The organism is Cryobacterium sp. TMT2-14 (assembly GCF_004402465.1).
GTDB classification, from domain to species: Bacteria; Actinomycetota; Actinomycetes; order Actinomycetales; family Microbacteriaceae; genus Cryobacterium; species Cryobacterium sandaracinum.
The window spans coordinates 65,900-87,340 of sequence record NZ_SOFV01000035.1; the positions used below are offsets into that span (position 1 = coordinate 65,900).

Here is a 21,441-nt window from a genome sequence, read left to right on the forward strand (position 1 = left end):
GACACACGTGACGGGCACCCATTGACATTCCACGCGGCATCCGCGCCCCGGTTGTCACCTACACGGTGGTGGCGTCATCGACCTGGCCGACGAGCTCCTCGATGATGTCCTCGAGGAACAGAACGCCCGTGGCGACTCCGTCAGCGTCGAACGATGTGGCGACATGCGCACCGAGGCGCCGCATTGACGCCAGGGCATCCTCGAGCTCGCTGCCCCGGAACACGGAGGCCAGGCGACGGATGCGTTTGGCCGGCACCGGCTCCGTGAACGTGCTCCCGGAGGTGAGGTCCATCACGTCTTTCAGGTGCAGGTAGCCCGTGGGCTGCCCGTCGACGTCAGTGAGGATGTACCGGGAGTAGCCGTGCTGGGCGACGGCCCGCTGGATGTCGGCGGGTGACGCGGATGCCGGCAGGCAGACCATTGAGCCGATCGGCACCTCCACGTCGGAGACTCGCTTCGAGGTGAACTCGAACGCGGCGGAGAGGGTGCCCGAAGCATCCGTCAGGAGACCCTCGCGGGTGGACTGCTCCACGATGCCGGCCACCTCGTCGAGGGTGAATGCGCTGGTCGCCTCATTCTTCGGCTGCACCTTGAACAGGCGCAGCACCCCGTTCGCCAGCCAGTTCAGGCTGACGATCACCGGGTTGAAGATGCGGGCGACGAGGACGAGCGGCGGCGCCAGGATGAGCGCGGCGCGGTCGGGCACGGAGAAGGAGATGTTCTTGGGCACCATCTCGCCGAACACCACGTGCAGGAACGTCACGAGCGCGAGCGCGCTCGCGAAGGCGATCACGCTGATCGCGCGCTCAGAGAGTCCGGTCAGGGCCAGCGGGTACTCCAGCAGGCCGTGGATGGCCGGCTCGGACACGTTCAGGATGAGCAGCGAACACACGGTGATGCCCAACTGGCTGGTCGCCAGCATCAGGGTCGCGTGTTCCATCGCCCAGAGGGTGGTCTTCGCCGCCTTGTTGCCGCGGGCGGCGAGCGGCTCGATCTGCGACCGGCGGGCCGAGATCACGGCGAACTCGGCGCCCACGAAGAACGCGTTGACGGTCAACAACACGACGAGCCAGATCAGGCCCGGCCAGTACTCACTCATGGGTCAGGTCCTTCTGGATTCGGGTGACGATTCGGTCGTGTCTGGTGGCCAGGCTCGGATCGTGCTCGGGGTCTTCGGGGGTGTAGCGCACGCGCTGAACCTGCACGCCATCGACTCGGTCGATCCGCAGGATGCCACCGTCGACGGGGACCTCGTCGCCGAGTTCGGGAATGCGGTCGAGCTGATCGGCGATGAAGCCCGCGACGGTCTCGTAGTCGCCGTCCTCGGGCACCGTGACGCCCGTCCGATCGAACAGCTCGTCCGGCCGCCAGCCGGCGTCGAACACCACAGAACGACCCGAACGGATGACGCCGGCTTTCGCCCGGTCATGCTCGTCTTCCAGCTCGCCCACGAGTTCTTCGACGAGGTCCTCGAGCGTGACAATGCCGGCCGTTCCGCCGTATTCGTCCGCGACGACCGCGATCTGGAAGCCCTGTCTGCGCAGCAGGCCCAGGAGCGTGTCGACGGCCATCGACTCGGGCACACGCAGTGCCTCCACCTTCAGCTCGTCGGCGGTGACCTGGTCGCGTTGCGCCAGCTCGACGGCGAAGGCCGCCTTGACGTGCAGCACCCCGACGATGTCGTCGGAATCCCTGTCGATCACGGGGAAGCGGGAGTAGCCGGTGGCCGTGGACAGGGCCAGGATGCTCTCGGCAGAGTCGGTGACCTTGACCGAGGACATCCGTACCCGGGGGGTCATGACGTCGTCGACCGTGTGGTCGGCAAAGCGCAGCGTGCGGTGCAGCATGGCCGCGTGGTCGTTGTCGAGCACGCCTTCCGTCGCCGACCGCCGCACGAGGAAGCTGAGCTCTTCGGCGCTGCGGGCACCCGAGAGTTCCTCTTTCGGCTCGATGCCGACCAGGCGGATCAGGGCGTTGGCGGTGTTGTTGAACAGCAGAATGACGGGCTTGAATACGGCGGTGAACAGGGCCTGCGGGGGCAGCACGATCTTTGCCGTGGCCAGCGGCACGGCCAGGGCGAAGTTCTTCGGCATGAGCTCGCCGATCACCATGGAGAACAGGGTGGCCAGCGAAATGGCGATGATGGTGCCGAGCAGCGGCACGAGTCCTTCGGGCACGCCGGCGCCCGTGAGCGGCCCGGTCAGCAGCGAGCTGATGGCGGGCTCGAAGGTGAACCCGGTCAGCAGGGTGGTCAGCGTGATGCCGAGCTGCGCGCTGGACAGGTGCGTGGAGGTGATCTTCAGGGCCTTGATGGTCGGGCCGAGGCGTTTCTCGCCGCGTTCCTGCCGGGCCTCGAGCTCGTTGCGGTTCAGGGTGACCAGGGAGAATTCGGCGGCGACGAAGATGCCCGTTCCGACGGTGAGGAGAAGCCCGACCCCCACCATCGCCCACTCAAACAGCATGTGGCCCTCTCAGACTCGGGCGCAGGATGTCGAGGCGTGGCTGGATGGGCGAGGGTTTATCAGGGTCCATGAGGAGGGTAAGACTATCGGGCGGTGCCCGGCTGTGGCTGGGAAACTCTCGGTTCCAGCCTCCCTAAGCTCGTCGCGTGGGCGGTGCTCTGGTCGGCTTCTCCATCATCGGATTCGTGATCCTGGTGGGCTGTCTCGTCGCGCTCCTCGGCATCATCGGCGTCGGCGCCGGGCTGGCCATCAACCGGGTGTTCTTTCACACTCCGATGGCTGAAACCATGCTGGGTGCGGCTGCTCCTGGCGTTCGGCATGTCGTTGCACGGGGAGCGCCTGCTCAAGGCGGGATCGGCGCGCAAACGCATGGCGGCGGCATCCGTCATCAAGGGGGTCGTGATGCCGGTGGTGCCTACATCTTCGGCCGGTTCGTCTCCGGCTGGACGCTGCGAAGCTGTTCGCGGTGGTGGCCGTCGCGGCGCTGCCTGCCCCGATCTAGCGGCCGGCCGGCCGATGGCCGAGCACGACATCGATCGCTCGAAGCCGAACACGGCTCCGGACCACAAAGCGAGGGAATGCCGGCCGAGCTGAGTCCGAGGCCCTGCGCCTCGTTCCGAACGAATTCGACGGAGATTTTGCTTTAGAAAGCGTGTTTCGGTTCAAAAACGGGTGCTTGACCAAAAATCTCCGTCGAATTGGTTCGACGCCGGGCACAGCGTTCCGCCTTCGATGAACCGAGGCCACTCGGTGCGGTCAGCTCTGACCTTGCGAAAGCGACACAACCAAACGATTCGGACTCACTCATCTAACACCGGGGGCCGCCGTCGCAGCCAGGGGCGCAGCATCCGGGTGATCTGGGGCATGACCAGGAAGGTCCTGGCCCCGCTGAGCCCAGCGCGTGGCCTCAGAGATGCGGGTCGGCTCGACGCGGCGGGTGACGGAGACGGTGACGGAGGTCGCTGGGCGCGCTTGTGGCGATCTTGTGGCGATACTGTGGCGCCCCCAGGGTATGGAAGTCATTGTGCGAGTAGCGCCGCCGCGCTCGCACGCGCCGTTGCCGGCACGTTTCCGGCTCGGTGCGCCGGTTAGAAGATCATCGGGCGGTCGTCGTCTTCGCCCTCGAGGGCCAGCTCCACGACCACGGGAACGTGGTCGCTCGGCGCATCACCCTTGCGCTCATTGCGGTGGATGCTCGCCGCGGTCACCAGATCCGCGAACGCGGGGGAGCCGAGGATGAAGTCGATCCGCATGCCCTCGTTGCGGGGGAACCTCAGCTGTTTGTAGTCCCAGAAGGTGTAACCCTCCGGAGCCAGCGGGCGCACCACGTCGAAGATGCCCTCCGCCTCGAACGCGCGGAACGCGGCCCGCTCGGGCTCGGAGATGTGAGTGGATTTGCCGGGAACGAAGCTCGGGTCACCCATGTCACGCTCGAATGGGGCCACGTTCCAGTCGCCCATCAGTGCGAGGGCCAGGTGCGGGTCGCGAGCCAGTTCGTCCCGGGCGTGCGCGCGCAGGCGCTCCAACCAGTCCAGCTTGTAGGCGAAGTGCGGGTCGTCGATGCTGCGTCCGTTCGGAACGTACAGGCTCCACAACCGCAGGTCCTCCACCGTGACGCCGAGCGCCCGGGCCTCGAGCGGGAGGCCGGGACCCTCCTGGCCCTTCAGAAAGCCGGGCATGCCGGGGAAGCCGGTGGCGACATCCGTCATCTCGAGGCGACTGGCGAACGCGACGCCGTTCCACTGGCTGAGGCCGTGGACGGCGAGCTCGTAGCCGGCGTCCTCGAACGCCTGCGCCGGGAACTGCGGAGGCTTACATTTGATCTCCTGCATCGCGAGCACGTCGATGTCCTCGCGCACCATCCAGTCGACGACCCGGCCGACTCGGGCACGGATGGAGTTGACGTTCCAGGTGGCGATGCGCATGCTTCCAGCCTATTTGACGGATGCCGCTCGGGCGTTTCTAAGTGGGGAGGGGAGTTCTCGGAGCCGGGAGTGACAGGATCGAACCACAACGAAAGGCAGGGCGGTACCCATGACGGATTTGCAGATCGGCTACGCGGCGATGCTGGAGCAGTTCGCGCCCGCCGAGGCGGTGGCCCTGTCGGCCTACGCCGAGGAACACGGGTTCACCGGGGTGATGGCGGCCGACCACTTCCAACCGTGGGTGCCCGCCCAGGGTGAGTCCTCGTTCGTCTGGAGCGTGCTCGCGGCGATCGGTGAGCGCACGAAGGGGGACCTCGGGCCCGGCGTCACCGCGCCCACCTTCCGGTGGCACCCGGCGATGGTGGCGCAGGCCTCCGCGACGCTCGCCTCGATGTACCCCGGCCGGCACTGGCTCGGCCTCGGCTCCGGCGAAGCTCTGAACGAGCACATCGTCGGCCAGTATTGGCCGGAAGCCCCCGAGCGCATCAACCGCATGTTCGAGGCCATTGAGATCATCTCCAAGCTGTTCACCGCCTCCATCGCAGGCAAGGACGTCAAGCACTCCGGCCAGTTCTACAAGCTCGAGTCGACCCGGCTCTGGACCATGCCCGAGGTGGCCCCGGAGATTCTCGTCGCCACCGCCGGCCCGGTCACGGCCAAGCGCGCCGGGCGTCACGCCGACGGCCTGATCACGGTCGGAGCCCCGCTGGAAAAGATCTCGATGCTGTTCGGCAAGTTCGACGACGGCGCCCGGGATGGCGGCAAGGACCCGGCCGCTATGCCCAAGGTGCTGCAGCTGCACATGAGCTGGGCCGAAACCGACGAGGAGGCCATGCGGAACGCCCTGGTCGAGTGGCCGAACGGCGGGATGAAGTTCCCGAAGGGGGATATCCGTTCACCGTTCGAATTCGAGCAGATCGCCAAACTCGTTCGCCCCGAGGACTTCGAGGGCCGCATGATCATCTCAGCCGACCCCGACGACCACCGGGCCTACATCCAGAAGTTCGTCGACCTCGGCTTCGACCGCATCTACCTGCACAACGTGGGCCGCAACCAGCGCCAGTGGATCGACGTTTTCGGCGCATCCGTGCTGCCGAAGCTCGTGCGCTAGTGGTGCCAGAACCAACCGGCCTGCACGTTTTCGTGCTGGGGGGCATCGGTGAGGTCGAGGCCGGCGCAGACCTCGCTGCGCTCATCGCCGACGCGGCAGGCAGCCGCCTGCGCGACGGCGACATTCTCGCGGTGACAAGCAAGATCGTGTCCAAGGCCGAGGGCCGCCAGGTGCGGGCGGCCGATCGGGAACAGGCGATCACCGACGAGACGGTGCGGGTCGTCGCGACCCGCGCCTTTCCCGGCGGGATGACGCGGATCGTCGAGAACCGCCAGGGCCTGGTGATGGCGGCGGCCGGCGTCGACGCGAGCAACACCCCCGACGGGTTCGTGCTGCTCCTTCCCGTCGATCCGGATGCCTCCGCGCGCGCCCTCTGCGCAGCCCTCCACGAACGCACCAGCCTGCGGCTCGGCGTGCTGATCACCGACACCGTCGGGCGCCCGTGGCGTGAGGGCCAGACCGACATCGTGATCGGAGCCGCCGGAGTCACGGTTCTCGACGACCTGCGCGGCACGACCGATGCGTCCGGCCGGCGCCTCGACGTGACCGTCGCCGCGGTCGCCGATGAGATCGCCGGCGCGGCCGATTTGGTGAAGGGCAAGACCAGCGGCAACCCGGTCGCGGTCGTGCGCGGGCTCGGTCGCCTCGTGGGCGAGCCCGACGACGCGGATGCGCGCGGAGCGACCCGGCTGCTGCGGCTGAGCGAGAACGACATGTTCCGGCTGGGGAGCGCCGAGGCGCACGCCGAGGGTTTCTCGGAGGGGTACGCGGCGGGGCTGGCCGCTGCCGCCGTCGACGCGGCATCCGTCGTTTCCGTCACCGAATGAGCTGGGTGGCGATCGTGCCCGTCAAGGGCAACCCCGGGGCGAAGAGCCGGCTGGGCGAGCGGCCCGATCGGGCCGGGCTGGCGGATGCCTTCGCTCTCGACACGGTCGCGGCCCTGCTGGCGGCGCATGGTGTCGACCGGGTGCTGGTCGTCACGGGCGACGGTGAACTTTCGGGTCGGCTGGCCGAGCTCGGGGTCGACATCGTGCGCGAGGCCCCGGTGCGCGAATCGATCCTGCCCGCAGACCCGTTGAACGCGGCAATCCGGCAGGGACTGATGGTTGCCCGCGGGGCATTTCCGGAGGCAAACCTGGCCGTGCTGACCGGCGATCTGCCGGCGCTGACGCCCGCGGATGTCGAGCGCACTCTGCACCTCGCCGCCGCGCACGATCGCAGTTTGGTGCCCGACGCGGCCGGAACCGGCACCACGGCTCTGCTCGCGCTCGCCGGAGTCCCGATCGAGCCTCGGTTCGGGGTTGGGTCTCGGGCCGCCCATGAGGCCGCCGGCCATGTGCCGCTCGTGCTGGCGGCATCCGTTTCGATCCGTCACGACGTCGATACCGCCGCCGACCTTGCGGTGGCGCAGCGGCTCGGTCTCGGGCCGCACACCCTCCTGGTCGTCGAGGCCCCGGGGTCGGCCGCCGCGCGCTGATCGGCGCGTCGCTACAGTCAGAGATTTTTCGCGAAACGCCGGGTCACCCCAGGGCGCCGTGAGCGGCGTGTCGCAAAAATCTCCGAGGTTACGTGCACGCCCGTTGCGGCAGGGAGTCGAAACTGTTGCCGCCATGGATGGAGCTGCCGCGGCTGTGCTACTGCCGCTCAGACGACGGAGTGGGTGCCGCGAGCGAAGGCGAGCGCATCCGCCGCGAGCCGCATGGTTGTCGCGGCATCCCGCATCCAGAGCGGCACGGCGACCGAATGGATGCCGGCGGCCGCCAGCGCCGGCAGCGCGCCGGCATCCGTCTCGTCCACCAGCCACCCGTCGAGCACGCCGCCCGCGGCGCGGGAGCCGTAGTGCAGGCCCACGGCCTCGGCCGTAGTCTCGACGCCGATGGTGTGCAGGCAGGCGTCGGCCATGCCGCGCACGGCCGCGCCCGCGATGATCGGCGAGACGCCGACCACCGCGGCGGTGCTGGAACGCAGGGCGTCCCGGATGCCCGGTACGGCGAGGATCGTGCCGACCGAAACGACCGGGTTCGACGGTGGCAGGATCACCAGGTCGGCCGTCATGATGGCGTCGACGACGCCCGGCGCGGGTACTGCGGACTCAAGTCCGACCTGCACGAACTCGGTCGCCGGAACGCCGGCGCGGTAGCGCACCCACCACTCCTCGAAGTGGATCAGCTCGCCGGCCCGGTGCTCATCGGCATCCATAGCCAGTCGGGCATGTGTCTCGACGGGGATGTCGCTCATCGGCAGCAGGCGCGCCCCGGGCTGCCAGCGGCGGCAGAGGAACTCGGTGGCCTCGCTCAACGTGGAGCCGTTCCGGAGCAGGTCGCTGCGCACGATGTGGGTGGCCAGATCCAGGTCGCCGAGCGTGAACCAGGACCAGCCGCGCCCGTAGGCGGCGATCTCAGCGGAGGCGCGGCGGGACTCCTCGGGCCGCCCCCAACCCTGCTCCTCGTTGATGCCTCCGCCGAGGGTGTACATCACGGTGTCGAGGTCCGGGCAGATGCGCAGCCCGTCCAGCCACATGTCATCGCCCGTGTTCACGATCACCGTCACCGTCGCCTCCGGCTCGGTTTCCGCCAGGTGCTTCAGCAGCCCGCGGGTGAACCGGGCGCCGCCGATGCCGCCGGCCAGAACGGTGATGGTCGTCATCTGTGCGCTCTTCCGTGCTGGGTGACTTCGGGTTCACGGGGAGGCGGGAAGGCCGGAATCGTCGAGGATGGAGCGAACACGATCACCGGATGCCCGCCGCGCGGATGTGGGATCACGTCGCAGTCCACGCCGTAGACCTCCGCAATGGTCGCCGGCCGCAGCACCGCCTCGGGGGTGCCGGCCGCGACCAGTCGCCCGTGGTGCAGCAGCAGGATCTGGTCGCAGAACGCGGCGGCCAGATTCAGATCGTGCAGGGCCATGATCGCGGTCAGGCCCGTGCCGGCCGCGCCCGCGCAGAGCCCGCGCACCTGCCCGAGCAGCCCGATCTGGGCGCTCACATCGAGGTGGTTGTTCGGCTCGTCCAGCAGCAGCAGACTCGGCCGCTGCGCCAACGCTCGGGCGATCTGCGCGCGCTGCTGCTCGCCGCCGCTGAGCGTATGCCACGCCCGGTCGGCGAGGTCGCTGCCGCCGACCACGGCCAGCGATTCCTCGGCCACCCGGTGGTCGTCGTCGCCGCCGAAGCTGCCGAGCACCCGGCTGCGGTGCGGGATCCGGCCGAGGAGCACGACCTCGCGCACCGTGAGGTCGACGCTGGGCGCGGCGTTCTGTTCGAGCAGCGCCACCCGCCGGGCGGTCTCGCGCCGCGACAGACCGGACCCTCTGCCGGATCGCGCTCCGTCGAGTTCGACGCCGCCGGCATCCGGTGCCTCCAGCCCTGCGATCAGGCGCAACAGGGTGGACTTGCCGGCCCCGTTGGGTCCGAGCAGGCCGGTCACTGCGCCCGTGGGCACGACCGCCGACACATCGGTCAGAATCGGGGTGCCGTCGACCTGGAACGACACCCGGTCGAGGATCACGACCATGCGGCGGCCTTTCTGCTCTTGATCAGCACGATGAAGACGGGCACGCCGATCAGCGCGGTGATGATGCCCACGGGCAGCTCGCGGGGGTCGAACACCGTGCGGGCGACCGTGTCGGCCACGATCAGGAACAGGGCGCCGAGCACCACGGTCAGCGGCAGCAGGCGGCGGTGGCCGGGCCCGCTCAGGCCGCGCACCAGGTGCGGCAGGATCAGGCCGACGAAGCCGATGGCCCCGCTCACGGCCACCATGGCGCCGGTCAGTAGCGCCACCGCGCCGAGCAGTATCCACCGGGTGCCGTTGACGTTGATGCCGAGGGATGCCGCGGCGGTGTCCCCGAAGGTGAACGCGTCCAGACGGGTGGCCGAGAGCACGATCCCGGCGCCGACCACCACGAGGGCAGTGCCCGAGATGACGACGCTCGACCACGAGCTGCCGGCCAGCGAGCCCAGCAGCCAGTTGAGGATCTCCCGGTAGGAGTCGCCCTTGGCTGCCCAGAAGATGATGAAGGACGTGCCGGCCGCACCCAGTTGCGCGATGGCCAGGCCCGAGAGCACCGCGCGCCCGGGCGTGATCGTGTTGCCGACGCGCGCGATGCTCAGCGTGGCGACGAGGGCTGCCAGCGCGCCGAGGAACGCCGCGGCCGGCAGCGCCACCGCGACGCCGAGAACGATCACACAGACCGCGCCGAGAGAGGCCCCGCTCGACAGCCCGAGCAGGTAGGGGTCCGCCAGCGGGTTGCGGGTCACCGACTGCATCACCGCGCCGCAGAGCGCGAGCCCCGCACCGACAGCGGCCGCGGTCAGAACGCGCGGCAGGCGCAGCTGCCACACGATCGAGTCGGTCAGCGGGGCCACCCCGGCGGCGCCCGGCAGGCCGAGGTGCCCGGCGAGGCTCGCGGCGACATCCGTCAGGCTCACGTCGGCCGGACCGATGGTCACGGCCAGCCCCGCCGTGAGCACGAGGGCCAGGACCGACAGGGCGAGCCAGCCCAGGTAGCGCGCGCGCCCGGCCACGCGACGGCTCTGGGCCGCCGTGCGTTCCGGCTGCTGCAGCTCCACCCGATCCACCCGATCCACCTGCCTCGCCTGTTCCGTCGTGTCTGTCCCGTTGGTGCTGTCCTGGCGTGTCCAGCGTCGTGCGTCGTGCTCTGGCGCCGGTCGCTAGCCGGCCGTCGTCGACCCGAGCGCGTCGAGCTGTTCGATGGTTGACGCGGCGGCTTCGACGTTGCGGATGCCGGCCTCGGTGGCCGCGAACGGCAGCACGATGTAGCGCTGGTTCTTCACGGCGTCGAGTTGCTGCGTGGCCGGGTTCGTCTCGAGGTTCGCGATCTTCGACTCCGCGGTGTTCCACGTGGCGTCGACGAGCACGATCACGCTCGGGTTCGCCTCGATGACCGACTCCCAGCCCACCGAGGTCCAGGTGTCCTGCACGTCGGCGAACACGTTGGTCAGGCCCGCGGCCGCCATGATCATGTTGGGCGAGCCGATGCCGGCGCCCACGTAGGGAGTGTCGGTGCCGCTGGAATACCAGAGCGCGGTGGTGTCCGCGGCGGCGGGGTCAAGGGCCGCGAGGGTCTTCTGCTGATCGGCGACCAGGTCGGCCGCGGCCTCTTCGGCGCCGAAGATCGCGCCGGCCTCGGTGATCTCGGCGAACACGGAGTCGAAAGTGAGCGGGTCAGGCATGTAGCCCTCGCCCTTGCAGGCGGCGGGGGAAACGTAGCTGCCGATGCCGAGGTCGGTGAGGCTCTGGCGTTCGCCCACGCCCTCGGCCGAGAAGTTGGACTCCCAGCCGCCGTAGACGAAGTCGGGCGTGAGTCCGAGCACGGCCTCCTGGCCGGGCACGAAGTCGCTGACCACGAACAGGCCTGCGCCGGCCCTCTCGAGGGATGCCGGCAGCGGGCCGTCGAGGAACGCCGAGCCCACGATGCGATCGGAGAGGTCCAGTGCGAGCAGCAGCTCGGTCGTCGACGACTTGATCGTCACGATCCGTTCGGGCGCGGCCTCCACGGTCACGTCGGTGCCGCAGTTGTCGATCGTCATCGGGTAGCCTCCACCCGTGCCGGCGCTCGCGCCCGGCGCGGCACTGGGCGCGGCGACGGGACTCGCCGCAGCGCATCCGCTCGATAGCAGGGCAGCCGCCGCTACGACCACCAGCAGGGGACCACGCAACGAACGTAATTGGGACATGTTACCGATCCGGTTCAGGGCCGCGAGAGCTGGTGGATCGTCGGTATGAGCGCGCCATGGCGACGATTCACCCGCTCTGGCGAGCACAGGGAGAACTGCGGGGCAGGAAGGGTGCGACCGAGCACGTGTCGGCGACCTGCCGCCCAAGTCGGGGCCGGCTCAACCGGTCAGAGCCAACCGGCGGTCTTCGTTCAGCCTAGGCCAGAACTTCGGCGCGGCCCATCCCGGGCGAGCGGGGCGATGGGGGACGGATGTCCGGCGCGCCCGGGATACTCAATGCGGCCAGTCGCCGGGCCGGTGAGAGTCAGTTTCGTCCTCTGCTTAGTTGAAGACCATTCCGCCGTCGACCAGAATCGACTGTCCGGTGATGTAGCCGGAGTCGGGGCCAGCCAGGAACGAAACGACCCCCGCGACCTCGGACGCTTCGGACAGGCGGGCGAGGGCGATGCCGTTCGTAAACTGATCCCAGCCCCACTCTTCCGACTGGCCCGCGTCGGCTGCCACCTTTTTCGCGAGCTCCTCCATGAGGGGCGTCTTCACGATGCCGGGGGCGAAGGTGTTGACCGTGATGCCGAATTGGGCCAGGTCCTTGGCGGCTGTCTGGGACAAGCCACGAATGGCGAACTTGGTGGCCGAGTACAACGCGATGCCGGGGTTCCCGACGTGACCGGCCTGGGACGCAGCACTGATGATCTTTCCACCGTGGCCGAGCTCTTTGAACGCCTTGGTGGCTGCCTGAATGCCCCACACCACGCCGTTGAAGTTGATGGAGAATATTTTTGCGATGCTTTCCTGGGTGATGTCATCGATTGGAGACGTGGGGGCGATGCCGGCGTTGTTGACGATTACGTCGAAGCCCCCGAGCTCCGTGACAGCCTGCTCGACCGCGGCGAACACGCTGTCTCGGTCGGAGACATCGACGTGCAGTGCGAGTGCTCCGCCCTCCTTGCCTCCCAGGGATTCGGCAACTGCGCCTGCGGTCGCACGGTTCAGGTCGGCGATGGCGACCTTGAAGCCGTCAGCGTGGAGTCGCTCAGCAATGGCCTGACCAATCCCCTGTCCACCACCGGTAACGAGTGCGACTTTTCCGTTTTCTGTGCGTGCCATGGTATTGATTCCAATCTCGATTATTCGCAACCTGCCGGCGAGTCGATGACGTCATGTCAAGGCAGGACAGGAGTTTTACTGATCCGATACGCACGGCGCCAGCAGCGCGGCGCGCACCGAGAATTTCCGGCGTCGTCGCGGCGGATGAGCGGCCCCGAGGGTGAACCTCTCGGGGTGAATCTGAGACATCCCCGTTTTTTGTGTCGATGTTGTCTAAGAACTCCAGCAGCAGACGAGGCATTACCCCCATTGTAGGCGCGATCGAGTGATATTCGGTCGGCCAGTGACCCCGTGCCCGACCGCGACGATAACGGTTTGCATGAACCCTTGCCACCGGCAGATTCGCTCGACAGGATGATATACGCGTTAGTCACACAGAAAAACAGCACCAAATGTTTGCGTCGAAGACTAATAAGCCCGGACGCTGTCGTTCGGCTCAACGGTGTTCCGTCACTGGCGAATGTGGAGACAAGATGACTGTAGTTCGGGCCGCAATCACCCAGACCGAGTGGACGGGCGACCAGGAGTCGATGATCCAGAAGCACGAGGGATTCGTGCGCACCGCCGCCGAAGCGGGAGTGCAGGTGATCTGCTTCCAGGAGCTGTTCCACGGCCCCTACTTCGGCATTGTGCAGGACTCCACGTACTACGACTACGCGCAGAGCGTGCCGGGACCACTCGTGGAGCGGTTCCAGAAGCTCGCCGCCGAGCACACGATGGTGATCGTGCTCCCCGTCTACGAGGAGGAGCAGCCCGGCGTGCTCTACAACACGGCCGCCGTGATCGACGCCGACGGCACCTACCTCGGCAAGTACCGCAAGCACCACATCCCCCACCTGCCCCAGTTCTGGGAGAAGTTCTACTTCCGCCCCGGAAACGCCGACTACCCCGTCTTCGACACCATGGTCGGCAAGATCGGCGTCTACATCTGCTACGACCGGCACTTCCCGGAGGGCTGGCGGGTGCTTGGCCTGAACGGCGCCGAGATTGTCTTCAACCCCTCAGCCACCAAGCCCGGCCTCTCGAACCGGCTCTGGGAGCTCGAGCAGCCGGCCGCCGCCATCGCAAACCAGTACTACATCGGCGCCAACAACCGCATCGGCACCGAGACCGAGGAGTTCGGCGCCGACGCCGTCACCTTCTACGGCAGCTCCTACTTCGTCGACCCGCGCGGCAACTACGTCGGCGAGGTGGCCTCCACCGACACCGAGGAGGTCGTCATCCGCGACCTCGACCTGGGCGTCATCCGAGAGGTGCGCAACTCGTGGCAGTTCTACCGGGACCGCCGTCCCGACTCCTACGGCCCGATCGCCCGGCCGTAGCCAGGGGCGCATCGTGACGACCCTGATCCAGAACGGCACCGTGGTCAGCGCGACCGGCCGGGTGCAGGCGGATGTCCTCATCGACGGCGAGATCATCGTCGCCGTGCTGGCACCTGGCTCGGCTCTCCTCGGGAATGACCTCGCCGCATCCGTCGACCGTGTGATCGACGCCACCGGCAAGTACGTGATCCCCGGCGGCGTCGACGCGCACACGCATATGCAGTTGCCGTTCGGCGGCACCGCGGCCAGCGACACCTTCGAGACCGGCACCCGGGCCGCGGCCTGGGGCGGCACCACCACCATCGTCGACTTCGCAGTGCAGAGCTACGGCCAGCGGGTCTTCGACGGTTTGGCGGCCTGGCACGAGAAGGCGGCCGGAAACTGCGCCATCGACTACGGGTTCCACCAGATCATCGGCGACCTCAACGAGGACTCGCTGCAGGCGATGGACGGGCTGCTGGACGAGGGCATCTCCAGCTTCAAACTGTTCATGGCCTATCCCGGCGTCTTCTACTCGGATGACGCGCAGGTGCTGCGCGCCATGCAGAAGTCCGCCGAGACCGGGCTGATGACCATGATGCACGCCGAGAACGGCCCGGCCATCGACGTGCTCGTCACGCAGCTGCTCGCAGAGGGCAAGACCGACCCCTACCACCACGGTGTCGCGCGCGCCTGGCAGCTGGAGGAGGAGGCCACGCACCGCGCGATCATGCTCGCGAACCTCACCGGGGCGCCGCTCTACGTGGTGCACGTGAGCGCCAAGCAGGCCGTGGAGCAGATCGCCGCCGCCCGGGACCACGGCCAGAACGTGTTCGGTGAGACCTGCCCGCAATACCTCTACCTGTCGCTCGAGGAGAATCTCGGGGCACCGGGGTTCGAGGGCGCGAAGTGGGTCTGCTCCACGCCACTGCGCTCGAAGGCCGAGGGCCACCAGGACCACCTGTGGCAGAGCCTGCGCACCAACGACATCCAGATGGTCTCCACTGACCACTGCCCGTTCTGCATGAAGGGGCAGAAAGAGCTGGGCCTCGGCGACTTCTCGAAGATCCCGAACGGCATCGGCTCGGTCGAGCACCGCCTGGACCTGCTCTACCAGGGCGTCGTCAACGGCCGCATCTCGCTCGAACGCTGGGTGGAGATCACCGCGACAACCCCGGCACGGATGTTCGGGCTGTACGGCAAAAAGGGGGTCATCCAGCCGGGCGCCGACGGCGACATCGTGATCTACGACCCGAACGGCCACACCTCGATCGGCCTGCCCGTCAACGGGAATGGCAAGACCCACCACATGAACATGGACCACTCCGCCTGGGAAGGCTACGAGATCGACGGTCACGTCGACACCGTTCTGTCCCGCGGCAAGGTCATCATCGACGACAGCTCCTATCTCGGCTCCAAGGGTGACGGCCGGTTCGTCAAGCGCGGCCTGAGCCAGTACCTGATCTAGACGGGACCCCAGATGGACTTCGGAGCAGTGTTGCAGACCAACCCCCCATCCGCCCGTACCGTGCAATTGGCCAAACTGGCCGAGGCGCACGGCTTCAGCCACGTCTGGACGTTCGACTCGCATCTGCTCTGGCAGGAGCCCTACGTCATCTACAGCCGCATCCTCGCGGAGACGGACAGGATCATCGTCGGACCCATGGTCACCAACCCGGGCACCCGCGACTGGACGGTCACGGCCTCCACCTACGCGACGCTGAACGAGATGTACGGCAACCGCACCATCTGCGGCATCGGCCGCGGGGATTCGGCGGTGCGGGTCATCAACGGAACTCCCACCACCCTGAAGACGCTGCGCGAGTCGGTGCACGTGATCCGGGAACTCGCGAACTCCCGGTCGGTCGAATACAACGGCGCGACCCTGCAGTTTCCGTGGAGCCGCGGCTCCACCCTTGACGTGTGGGTGGCGGCCTACGGGCCCCTCGCGCTCAAGCTCGCGGGCGAGGTCGGCGACGGTTTCATCCTGCAGATGGCCGACCTCGACGTGGCCGAGTGGATGATCAAGACCGTGCGGGAGGCCGCGGCGAAATCCGGCCGCGACCCGATGGCGGTCAAGTTCTGCGTGTCCGCGCCCATGTACATCGGCGACAATTGGGGCCACATGCGCAACCAGTGCCGCTGGTTCGGCGGCATGGTCGGCAATCACGTGGCCGACATCGTCGCCAAGTACGGCACCGAATCTCATGTGCCGAAGGCCCTCACCGACTACATCATTGGCCGGCAGGATTACGACTACAACGAGCACGGCCGTGCCGGAAACGCGCACGCCGAGTTCGTGCCCGACGAGATCGTCGACCGGTTCTGTCTGCTCGGCACCGCCAAGGACCACATCGAAAAGCTCGAGGCCCTGCGCGCCATCGGCGTCGACCAGTTCGCCGGCTACCTGCAGCACGACAACAAGGAAGAGACGATGCGCGTCTACGGGGAGACCGTGATCCCGGCGATGACCGAGCCCATCGTGGCAAAGAAATGACCCGATTCAGGTGAATGGTGCAGACTTCAAGCCGATCGAGGTCACACTGAAGGTGGGCGATCCACGGCCTCACCATCTCAACGCAGAGAGAAAGAACCCGATATCTGTGAATGACATCACTTCCCCAAGCGCCACGGCCAGCCGCAACGAGCTCGCCTACGACCTTGACCGGGCCCACGTCTTCCACTCCTGGTCGGCCCAGGGTGCCCTCAAGCCGCTGGTGATCGCCGGCGGGCAGGGCTCCCGGGTCTGGGATTATGACGGGCGCAGCTATCTGGACTTCTCCAGCCAGCTCGTCAACGTGAACATCGGCCACCAGCATCCGGCCGTCACCGCGGCCATCATCGAGCAGGCCGGTCGGCTCGCCACGGTGGCGCCCTCCACGGCGACCCTGACCCGCGGCGAGGCCGCCCAGCGCATCGTCGAACGGGCGCCGGAGGGCTTCAACAAGGTCTTCTTCACCAACGGCGGGGCGGATGCGATCGAGAACGCGATCCGCATGGCGCGCCTGCACACGGGCCGCGACAAGGTGCTCTCCACCTACCGCTCGTACCACGGCAACACGGGCGCGGCCATCGTCGCGACCGGCGACTGGCGCCGCATCCCGAATGAGTTCGCCCGCGGGCACGTGCACTTCTTCGGCCCCTACCTCTACCGCAGCGAGTTCTGGGCGACCAGCCCCGAGCAGGAGTCGGAGCGGGCCCTGCGCCACCTCGAGCACGTGATCCAGAGTGAGGGACCCGCGGGCATCGCGGCCGTGCTGCTGGAATCCATCCCCGGCACCGCCGGCGTGCTCGTGCCGCCGCCCGGCTACCTCGCCGGCGTGCGGGCCCTCTGCGACCGGTACGGCATCATGCTGATCCTCGACGAGGTGATGGCCGGCTTCGGCCGCACCGGCAACTGGTTCGCGTTCGACGGCTTCGACGTGGTGCCGGACCTGATCACTTTCGCGAAGGGCGTCAACTCCGGTTATGTGCCCACCGGCGGTGTGATCATCTCCGACCCCATCGCCCACGACTTCGACACCACGGTCTATCCCGGTGGCCTCACCTACAGCGGACATCCGCTGGCGATGGCGTCGATCGTGGCGGCCCTGGACGCCATGAAGAACGAGGGCATCGTGGAGAACGCCGCCCGGATCGGGCGCGACGTGCTCGCCCCCGGGCTCGCCGAGCTGCAGGCTAAGCACCCGATCATCGGAGAGGTGCGCGGGGTCGGCGTGTTCTGGGCGATGGAACTCGTCTCCGACCGGGAGACCCGCCAGCCGCTCAGCGGCGCCGTGATGGGCCGGATCAAATCGGAGCTGCTGGCCCGCAACCTGCTGCCGTTCCTGGCCGAGAACCGCATCCACGTGGTGCCGCCCTGCGTCGTCACCGACGCCGAGGTCGCCGAGGCGCTCACTATCTACGACGAGGTCCTCAGCCTCGACCGGCTTGTCTGACGCCCCGCGCACCCTCACCCCGACTCGATGAAGAGAATGAAGAGAGACGAACGCCCATGACCGAACTGCCCCTCATCACCCACTGGGTCGACGGGGCTCCCCTCCGGGGAGCCTCGACCCGCACCGCGCCCGTCTTCAACCCCGCCCTCGGCGCCGTCGCGAAGAACGTAATCCTGGCCAGTGCCACCGACGTCGACACCGCCGTCGCCTCCGCCCACGCTGCCTATCCGCTCTGGCGCGACACATCCCAAGCCAAGCGCCAAGGCGTGATGTTCAACTTCCGCGAACTGCTGAACGCGCGCAAAGGCGAGCTGGCCGACATCCTCACCGCCGAACACGGCAAGGTGACCTCGGATGCGCTCGGCGAGATCGCGCGCGGCCTCGAGGTCGTCGAGTTCGCGCTCGGCATGCCGCACCTGAGCAAGGGCGAGTACTCCGAGAACGTGTCCACGGGCGTCGACGTCTACACGCTGCGCCAGCCGCTCGGCGTGGTGGGCATCATCAGCCCGTTCAACTTCCCAGCCATGGTGCCCCTCTGGTTCTTCCCGATCGCCATCGCGGCCGGCAACACGGTCGTGCTCAAACCGAGCGAGAAAGACCCGTCCGCGTCGAACTGGATGGCTGCCCTGATGACCGAGGCCGGCCTGCCCGCCGGTGTGTTCAACGTCCTGCACGGCGACAAGGAAGCCGTCGACGCCCTGCTCGTGCACCCCGACGTGCAGGCGATCTCGTTCGTCGGCTCCACGCCGATCGCGCAGTACATCTACGAGACGGCCGCCCACCACGGCAAGCGCGTGCAGGCCCTCGGCGGCGCGAAGAACCACATGCTCGTGCTGCCGGACGCAGACCTGGACCTGGCCGCGGATGCCGCGGTCAACGCCGGCTTCGGCTCGGCCGGTGAGCGCTGCATGGCGATCAGCGTGGTGGTGGCCGTGGAACCGGTCGCTGACGACCTGGTCGCGAAGATCACCGCGCGGCTGAAGAGCCTCAAGGTGGGCGACGGCATGCGCGGATGCGACATGGGACCTCTGATCACGAAGGTACACCGCGACAAGGTGGCGTCCTACATCGACCTCGCCCAGACCGACGGAGCCGAGGTCGTCGTGGACGGCCGCGGTATCGAGGTGGACGGTGACGCGAGCGGATTCTGGCTCGGTCCGACCCTCTTCGACAAGGTCAGCACGGACTCGGACGTCTACCTCGACGAGATCTTCGGCCCGGTGCTCTCCATCGTGCGGGTCGCCAGCTACGCCGAGGGACTCGACCTGATCAACCGCAGCCGCTACGGCAACGGCACGGCCATCTTCACCAACGACGGCGGTGCGGCCAGGCGGTTCCAGAATGAGGTGCAGGTCGGTATGGTCGGCATCAACGTGCCGATCCCGGTGCCCGTGGCCTACCACTCGTTCGGCGGCTGGAAGGACTCCCTGTTCGGCGACGCCAAGGCCTACGGCCCGGCCGGGATCGCCTTCTACACCCGAGAGAAGGCCATCACGAGCCGGTGGCTGGACCCGAGCCACGGCGGTATCAACCTGGGCTTCCCACAGAACGCCTAGGGAATGAGGGCGTGCTTGGCCTGCACGCGGGCGGCCTCGGTGCGGAGCACCTCCAGAACGGTGCGCACGGCGAGGCGCTCGGCCCGATCGGGGCGCATCAGCGCCACGATTTGCCGTTCGGCGTCCACCCCGCGGAGCGGCTTGAGCACGAGGCGGCCCGGCTGGTCACCGCCCCAGGTGTACCGGGGCACCAGAGCGATGCCGAGGCCTGCCACGACGAACGCTTCGATCACCCGCAGGTCGGCGAACTGCTGGGCGACGGTGATCTGACTGCCTGCCTTCTGCTCGATCTGGTGCAGGATGCGCTCGAACGGGTAGCCGGTCGGCGCGCCGATCCAGGTCTCGCCGATCACGTCCGCCGGGGTGATCCACGACCGGGAGGCCAGCCGGTGGTCGGCCGGCAGCCCGACGTCGAGCGGCTCTGTCATCAGCGGGACCACCGTCAGTCCGCGTCCGCCCCATGGAAGCTGGCCGCGCAGGCTGTAGGCGAGCACGATGTCGTACTCCGCCGTGAGCGCGGGGAAGTCGCTCAGTTCCGGGTCCTTGTCGGTGCAGTTGACGATGAGTCCGGGCACGGCGGCGATGCTTCTCACCGCTCCCGGCAGCAGCATCTCGCCCGCGGTCGGAAAGGTGACCAGGCTCACCTCGCCCGTGGCGTCGTTGCGGAACTCGTCCCAGACCGCCCGGGCGCGGGCGAGGGCGACCGCGACATCCGTCGCGCTGCGGGCCAGAGCGCGGCCGGCATCCGTCAGAATGAGGCCGCGACCGCTGCGCTCGGTGAGCGGAAGGCCGGCCTCGCGTTCGAGCACTTTCAGCTGCTGCGAGACAGCGGATGGCGTGCGGTGCGTGGCGCGGGCAACCTCAGTGATGCTGTGGCGCTCGGCCAGTTCGCGGAGAAGTTCGAGTCGTTGGACATCCATGTAGTAACGCTACACACTCCGTGCAGAACTATGTGATTGTGCTGCAAAGTCAAAGATGATGAAATAAATACGTCGAACTCGAGCAATGGTGCCTCCGTCTCCCCGATACTCAACCCCATTTCCCGAAAGGTACGACCGTGTTTGTTCTTCTCGCCGTTCTCGTTCTCATCGTCATCTCCTCCGTCGTTGCCGTCGTCGTCGACGTGCACAAGGACGGATTCCGCCGCGTTCCCGAGCGCAAGCTCGTTCGTATCTTCTAGAGCAACGCCTGCTTCAGGTTCACCGACCGGGCGATGGCCTAAAGTTGGTCCTGTGACGGACACACGCCAGCAGCTCATCGCCCACATCTCGGCCGAGGCCGTTTTCCGCGGGGATTTCACCTTGACCAGCGGCAAGAAGGCGACGTATTACGTCGACCTGCGCAAGGTCAGCCTCGACCATCGCGTCGCCCCACTGATCGGCCAGGTCATGCTCGACCTGATCGCGCACATTCCGGATGTCACCGCGGTCGGCGGCATGACCATGGGTGCCGACCCGGTGGCGGCGGCCATCCTGCACCAGGGCGTGGCACGCGGAGCCGCGTACGACGCCTTCGTCGTGCGCAAGGAGCCCAAGGACCACGGCCGGGGCAAGCAGGTCGAAGGACCCGATCTCGCCGGCAAGCGCGTCGTCGTGCTCGAAGACACGTCCACCACGGGCGGTTCGCCCCTGGCGGCGATCGACGCGCTCCTCAAGGTCGGTGCGATCATCGCCGCCGTCGCCGTCGTGGTCGACCGGAACACGGGCGCGCGCGAAGTGATCGAAGCCGCGGGCTACCCCTATTACGCCGCGATCGGCCTTGAGGACCTGGGGCTGAACTAGTGCCCACAAATGAGGTGCCCGGCGAGGACGGAATGAAGTGGCTGGCATCTCAGCTCGGTGACGGCGCGCGCCCGGCCCTGCCGGACGAATATTCGCCCCGCCAGTCGCCGCGGTGGCCGAGAACCTCCCGCATTGTTCCACCGGCACCCGCCGAGCCGACGACCCATACCGGCGTCTTCCTCTGGGGGCTCAAGCCGACCTCCCAGCCTGACCCTCGACTCGCCAAGGGTGCCGCGGCTCGGGCCGCCGCTGCTGCGGCTGGCGCTGCTGGTCCCGCTCCGGCGCCTCCTGCCGCTCCTGTGCCTTCGTCGGGAGCGACGCCATCGGCTGGAGCGACGCCTTCGGCTGCGGGACCAGCGAATGTGACCGGATCCGTGCCGATCACGACCGCGGCCCTGTTCGTCCTGACGCCCGCAAACCCGGCGCGTGCTGCTTCTGCAGTCGATGGGGCTGCTTCCGGGGCTGCTTCGTCTGCTGAGTCGGCTGTCGTCGCGGCGGCTGCGGCCGCGTCCTCGTCTGCGGCCGCGTTTTCCGAGCTCCAGCCGGCCGCGTTCGCGCCCTCGGC

General features: G+C 67.8%; 20 protein-coding genes. 11 read left to right on the plus strand and 9 right to left on the minus strand.

Going from position 1 to position 21,441, the window contains the following annotated elements; all coding sequences use genetic code 11:
• Positions 1–58: 58 nt before the first annotated feature.
• Complete coding sequence (locus E3O28_RS12530; RefSeq protein WP_134343172.1) at positions 59–1,099, minus strand: hemolysin family protein; 1,041 nt, start codon at positions 1,097–1,099, stop codon at positions 59–61.
• Positions 1,092–2,459: a hemolysin family protein gene (locus E3O28_RS12535; RefSeq protein ID WP_134416263.1), complete on the minus strand. Its 1,368-nt coding sequence runs from the start codon at positions 2,457–2,459 to the stop codon at positions 1,092–1,094. Before E3O28_RS12535 ends, E3O28_RS12530 begins: the two co-directional genes overlap by 8 nt.
• Before the next feature lie 149 nt (positions 2,460–2,608).
• Between E3O28_RS12535 and E3O28_RS12540 the strand changes: the two genes are divergently transcribed.
• Positions 2,609–3,109, plus strand: coding sequence for a hypothetical protein (locus E3O28_RS12540; protein ID WP_134416244.1), 501 nt, complete (start codon positions 2,609–2,611; stop codon positions 3,107–3,109).
• 441 nt (positions 3,110–3,550) lie between these two features.
• On the opposite strand, the gene E3O28_RS12550 is transcribed toward E3O28_RS12540, so the two are convergent.
• On the minus strand, positions 3,551–4,387 hold the full coding sequence (locus E3O28_RS12550) for an exodeoxyribonuclease III (RefSeq protein WP_134416246.1): 837 nt from the start codon (positions 4,385–4,387) through the stop codon (positions 3,551–3,553).
• Between the two features lie 109 nt (positions 4,388–4,496).
• Here E3O28_RS12550 and E3O28_RS12555 point away from each other — a divergent pair, with 109 nt between their 5' ends.
• The 3 genes from E3O28_RS12555 to cofC are packed head-to-tail and all read left to right on the plus strand — an operon-like array spanning position 4,497 to position 6,975.
• Complete coding sequence (locus E3O28_RS12555) at positions 4,497–5,498, plus strand: TIGR03557 family F420-dependent LLM class oxidoreductase (protein WP_104194343.1); 1,002 nt, start codon at positions 4,497–4,499, stop codon at positions 5,496–5,498.
• Positions 5,499–5,500: 2 nt separating this feature from the next.
• A complete protein-coding gene (gene cofE / locus E3O28_RS12560; RefSeq protein WP_198411580.1) occupies positions 5,501–6,325 on the plus strand; it encodes a coenzyme F420-0:L-glutamate ligase in 825 nt (274 codons plus the stop codon).
• Positions 6,322–6,975: a 2-phospho-L-lactate guanylyltransferase gene (cofC, locus tag E3O28_RS12565; protein ID WP_104100086.1), complete on the plus strand. Its 654-nt coding sequence runs from the start codon at positions 6,322–6,324 to the stop codon at positions 6,973–6,975. Before cofE ends, cofC begins: the two co-directional genes overlap by 4 nt.
• Positions 6,976–7,142: 167 nt before the next feature.
• Here cofC and cofD read toward each other — a convergent pair whose 3' ends face one another.
• The 5 genes from cofD to E3O28_RS12590 all read right to left on the minus strand — a co-directional run bounded on the left by cofD (position 7,143) and on the right by E3O28_RS12590 (position 12,300).
• A complete protein-coding gene (gene cofD, locus E3O28_RS12570; protein WP_104100087.1) occupies positions 7,143–8,144 on the minus strand; it encodes a 2-phospho-L-lactate transferase in 1,002 nt (333 codons plus the stop codon).
• A complete protein-coding gene (locus tag E3O28_RS12575) occupies positions 8,141–9,007 on the minus strand; it encodes an ABC transporter ATP-binding protein (protein WP_134416248.1) in 867 nt (288 codons plus the stop codon). The genes cofD and E3O28_RS12575 overlap by 4 nt, the downstream gene beginning before the upstream one ends.
• Complete coding sequence (locus tag E3O28_RS12580; protein WP_104100110.1) at positions 8,998–10,020, minus strand: putative F420-0 ABC transporter permease subunit; 1,023 nt, start codon at positions 10,018–10,020, stop codon at positions 8,998–9,000. Before E3O28_RS12580 ends, E3O28_RS12575 begins: the two co-directional genes overlap by 10 nt.
• Positions 10,021–10,167: 147 nt before the next feature.
• The gene (locus E3O28_RS12585; protein WP_134416250.1) at positions 10,168–11,193 is read right to left on the minus strand and encodes a putative F420-0 ABC transporter substrate-binding protein; all 1,026 of its coding nucleotides are present in this window, start codon (positions 11,191–11,193) and stop codon (positions 10,168–10,170) included.
• Positions 11,194–11,514: 321 nt separating this feature from the next.
• Positions 11,515–12,300 carry a (S)-acetoin forming diacetyl reductase gene (locus E3O28_RS12590; protein WP_104100090.1) on the minus strand — a complete coding sequence of 262 codons (786 nt, stop codon included), beginning with the start codon at positions 12,298–12,300 and terminating at the stop codon, positions 11,515–11,517.
• Positions 12,301–12,773: 473 nt separating this feature from the next.
• Between E3O28_RS12590 and E3O28_RS12595 the strand changes: the two genes are divergently transcribed.
• The 5 genes from E3O28_RS12595 (at position 12,774) to E3O28_RS12615 (ending at position 19,095) form a co-directional block, all read left to right on the plus strand.
• Positions 12,774–13,622 (plus strand): nitrilase-related carbon-nitrogen hydrolase, encoded by an 849-nt coding sequence (locus tag E3O28_RS12595; RefSeq protein WP_134416252.1) that lies wholly within the window; start codon positions 12,774–12,776, stop codon positions 13,620–13,622.
• A 10-nt stretch (positions 13,623–13,632) separates the two neighbouring features.
• Entirely contained in the window at positions 13,633–15,069 is a 1,437-nt protein-coding gene (gene hydA, locus E3O28_RS12600) for a dihydropyrimidinase (RefSeq protein WP_134416267.1), read from the plus strand.
• 12 nt (positions 15,070–15,081) lie between these two features.
• The gene (locus tag E3O28_RS12605; RefSeq protein ID WP_134416253.1) at positions 15,082–16,098 is read left to right on the plus strand and encodes a TIGR03842 family LLM class F420-dependent oxidoreductase; all 1,017 of its coding nucleotides are present in this window, start codon (positions 15,082–15,084) and stop codon (positions 16,096–16,098) included.
• Positions 16,099–16,204: 106 nt separating this feature from the next.
• The gene (locus tag E3O28_RS12610) at positions 16,205–17,539 is read left to right on the plus strand and encodes an aspartate aminotransferase family protein (RefSeq protein WP_233194020.1); all 1,335 of its coding nucleotides are present in this window, start codon (positions 16,205–16,207) and stop codon (positions 17,537–17,539) included.
• Positions 17,540–17,595: 56 nt separating this feature from the next.
• Positions 17,596–19,095, plus strand: a complete 1,500-nt coding sequence (locus E3O28_RS12615) for a CoA-acylating methylmalonate-semialdehyde dehydrogenase (protein ID WP_134416255.1) — start codon at positions 17,596–17,598, stop codon at positions 19,093–19,095.
• On the opposite strand, the gene E3O28_RS12620 is transcribed toward E3O28_RS12615, so the two are convergent.
• Positions 19,092–20,015 (minus strand): LysR family transcriptional regulator, encoded by a 924-nt coding sequence (locus E3O28_RS12620; RefSeq protein WP_104100094.1) that lies wholly within the window; start codon positions 20,013–20,015, stop codon positions 19,092–19,094. The genes E3O28_RS12615 and E3O28_RS12620 overlap by 4 nt on opposite strands.
• A gap of 137 nt (positions 20,016–20,152) precedes the next feature.
• Between E3O28_RS12620 and E3O28_RS17270 the strand changes: the two genes are divergently transcribed.
• Positions 20,153–20,275 (plus strand): hypothetical protein, encoded by a 123-nt coding sequence (locus tag E3O28_RS17270; RefSeq protein ID WP_255408580.1) that lies wholly within the window; start codon positions 20,153–20,155, stop codon positions 20,273–20,275.
• A gap of 52 nt (positions 20,276–20,327) precedes the next feature.
• Entirely contained in the window at positions 20,328–20,876 is a 549-nt protein-coding gene (gene pyrE, locus E3O28_RS12625) for an orotate phosphoribosyltransferase (RefSeq protein ID WP_104100095.1), read from the plus strand.
• Positions 20,877–21,441: the final 565 nt, after the last annotated feature.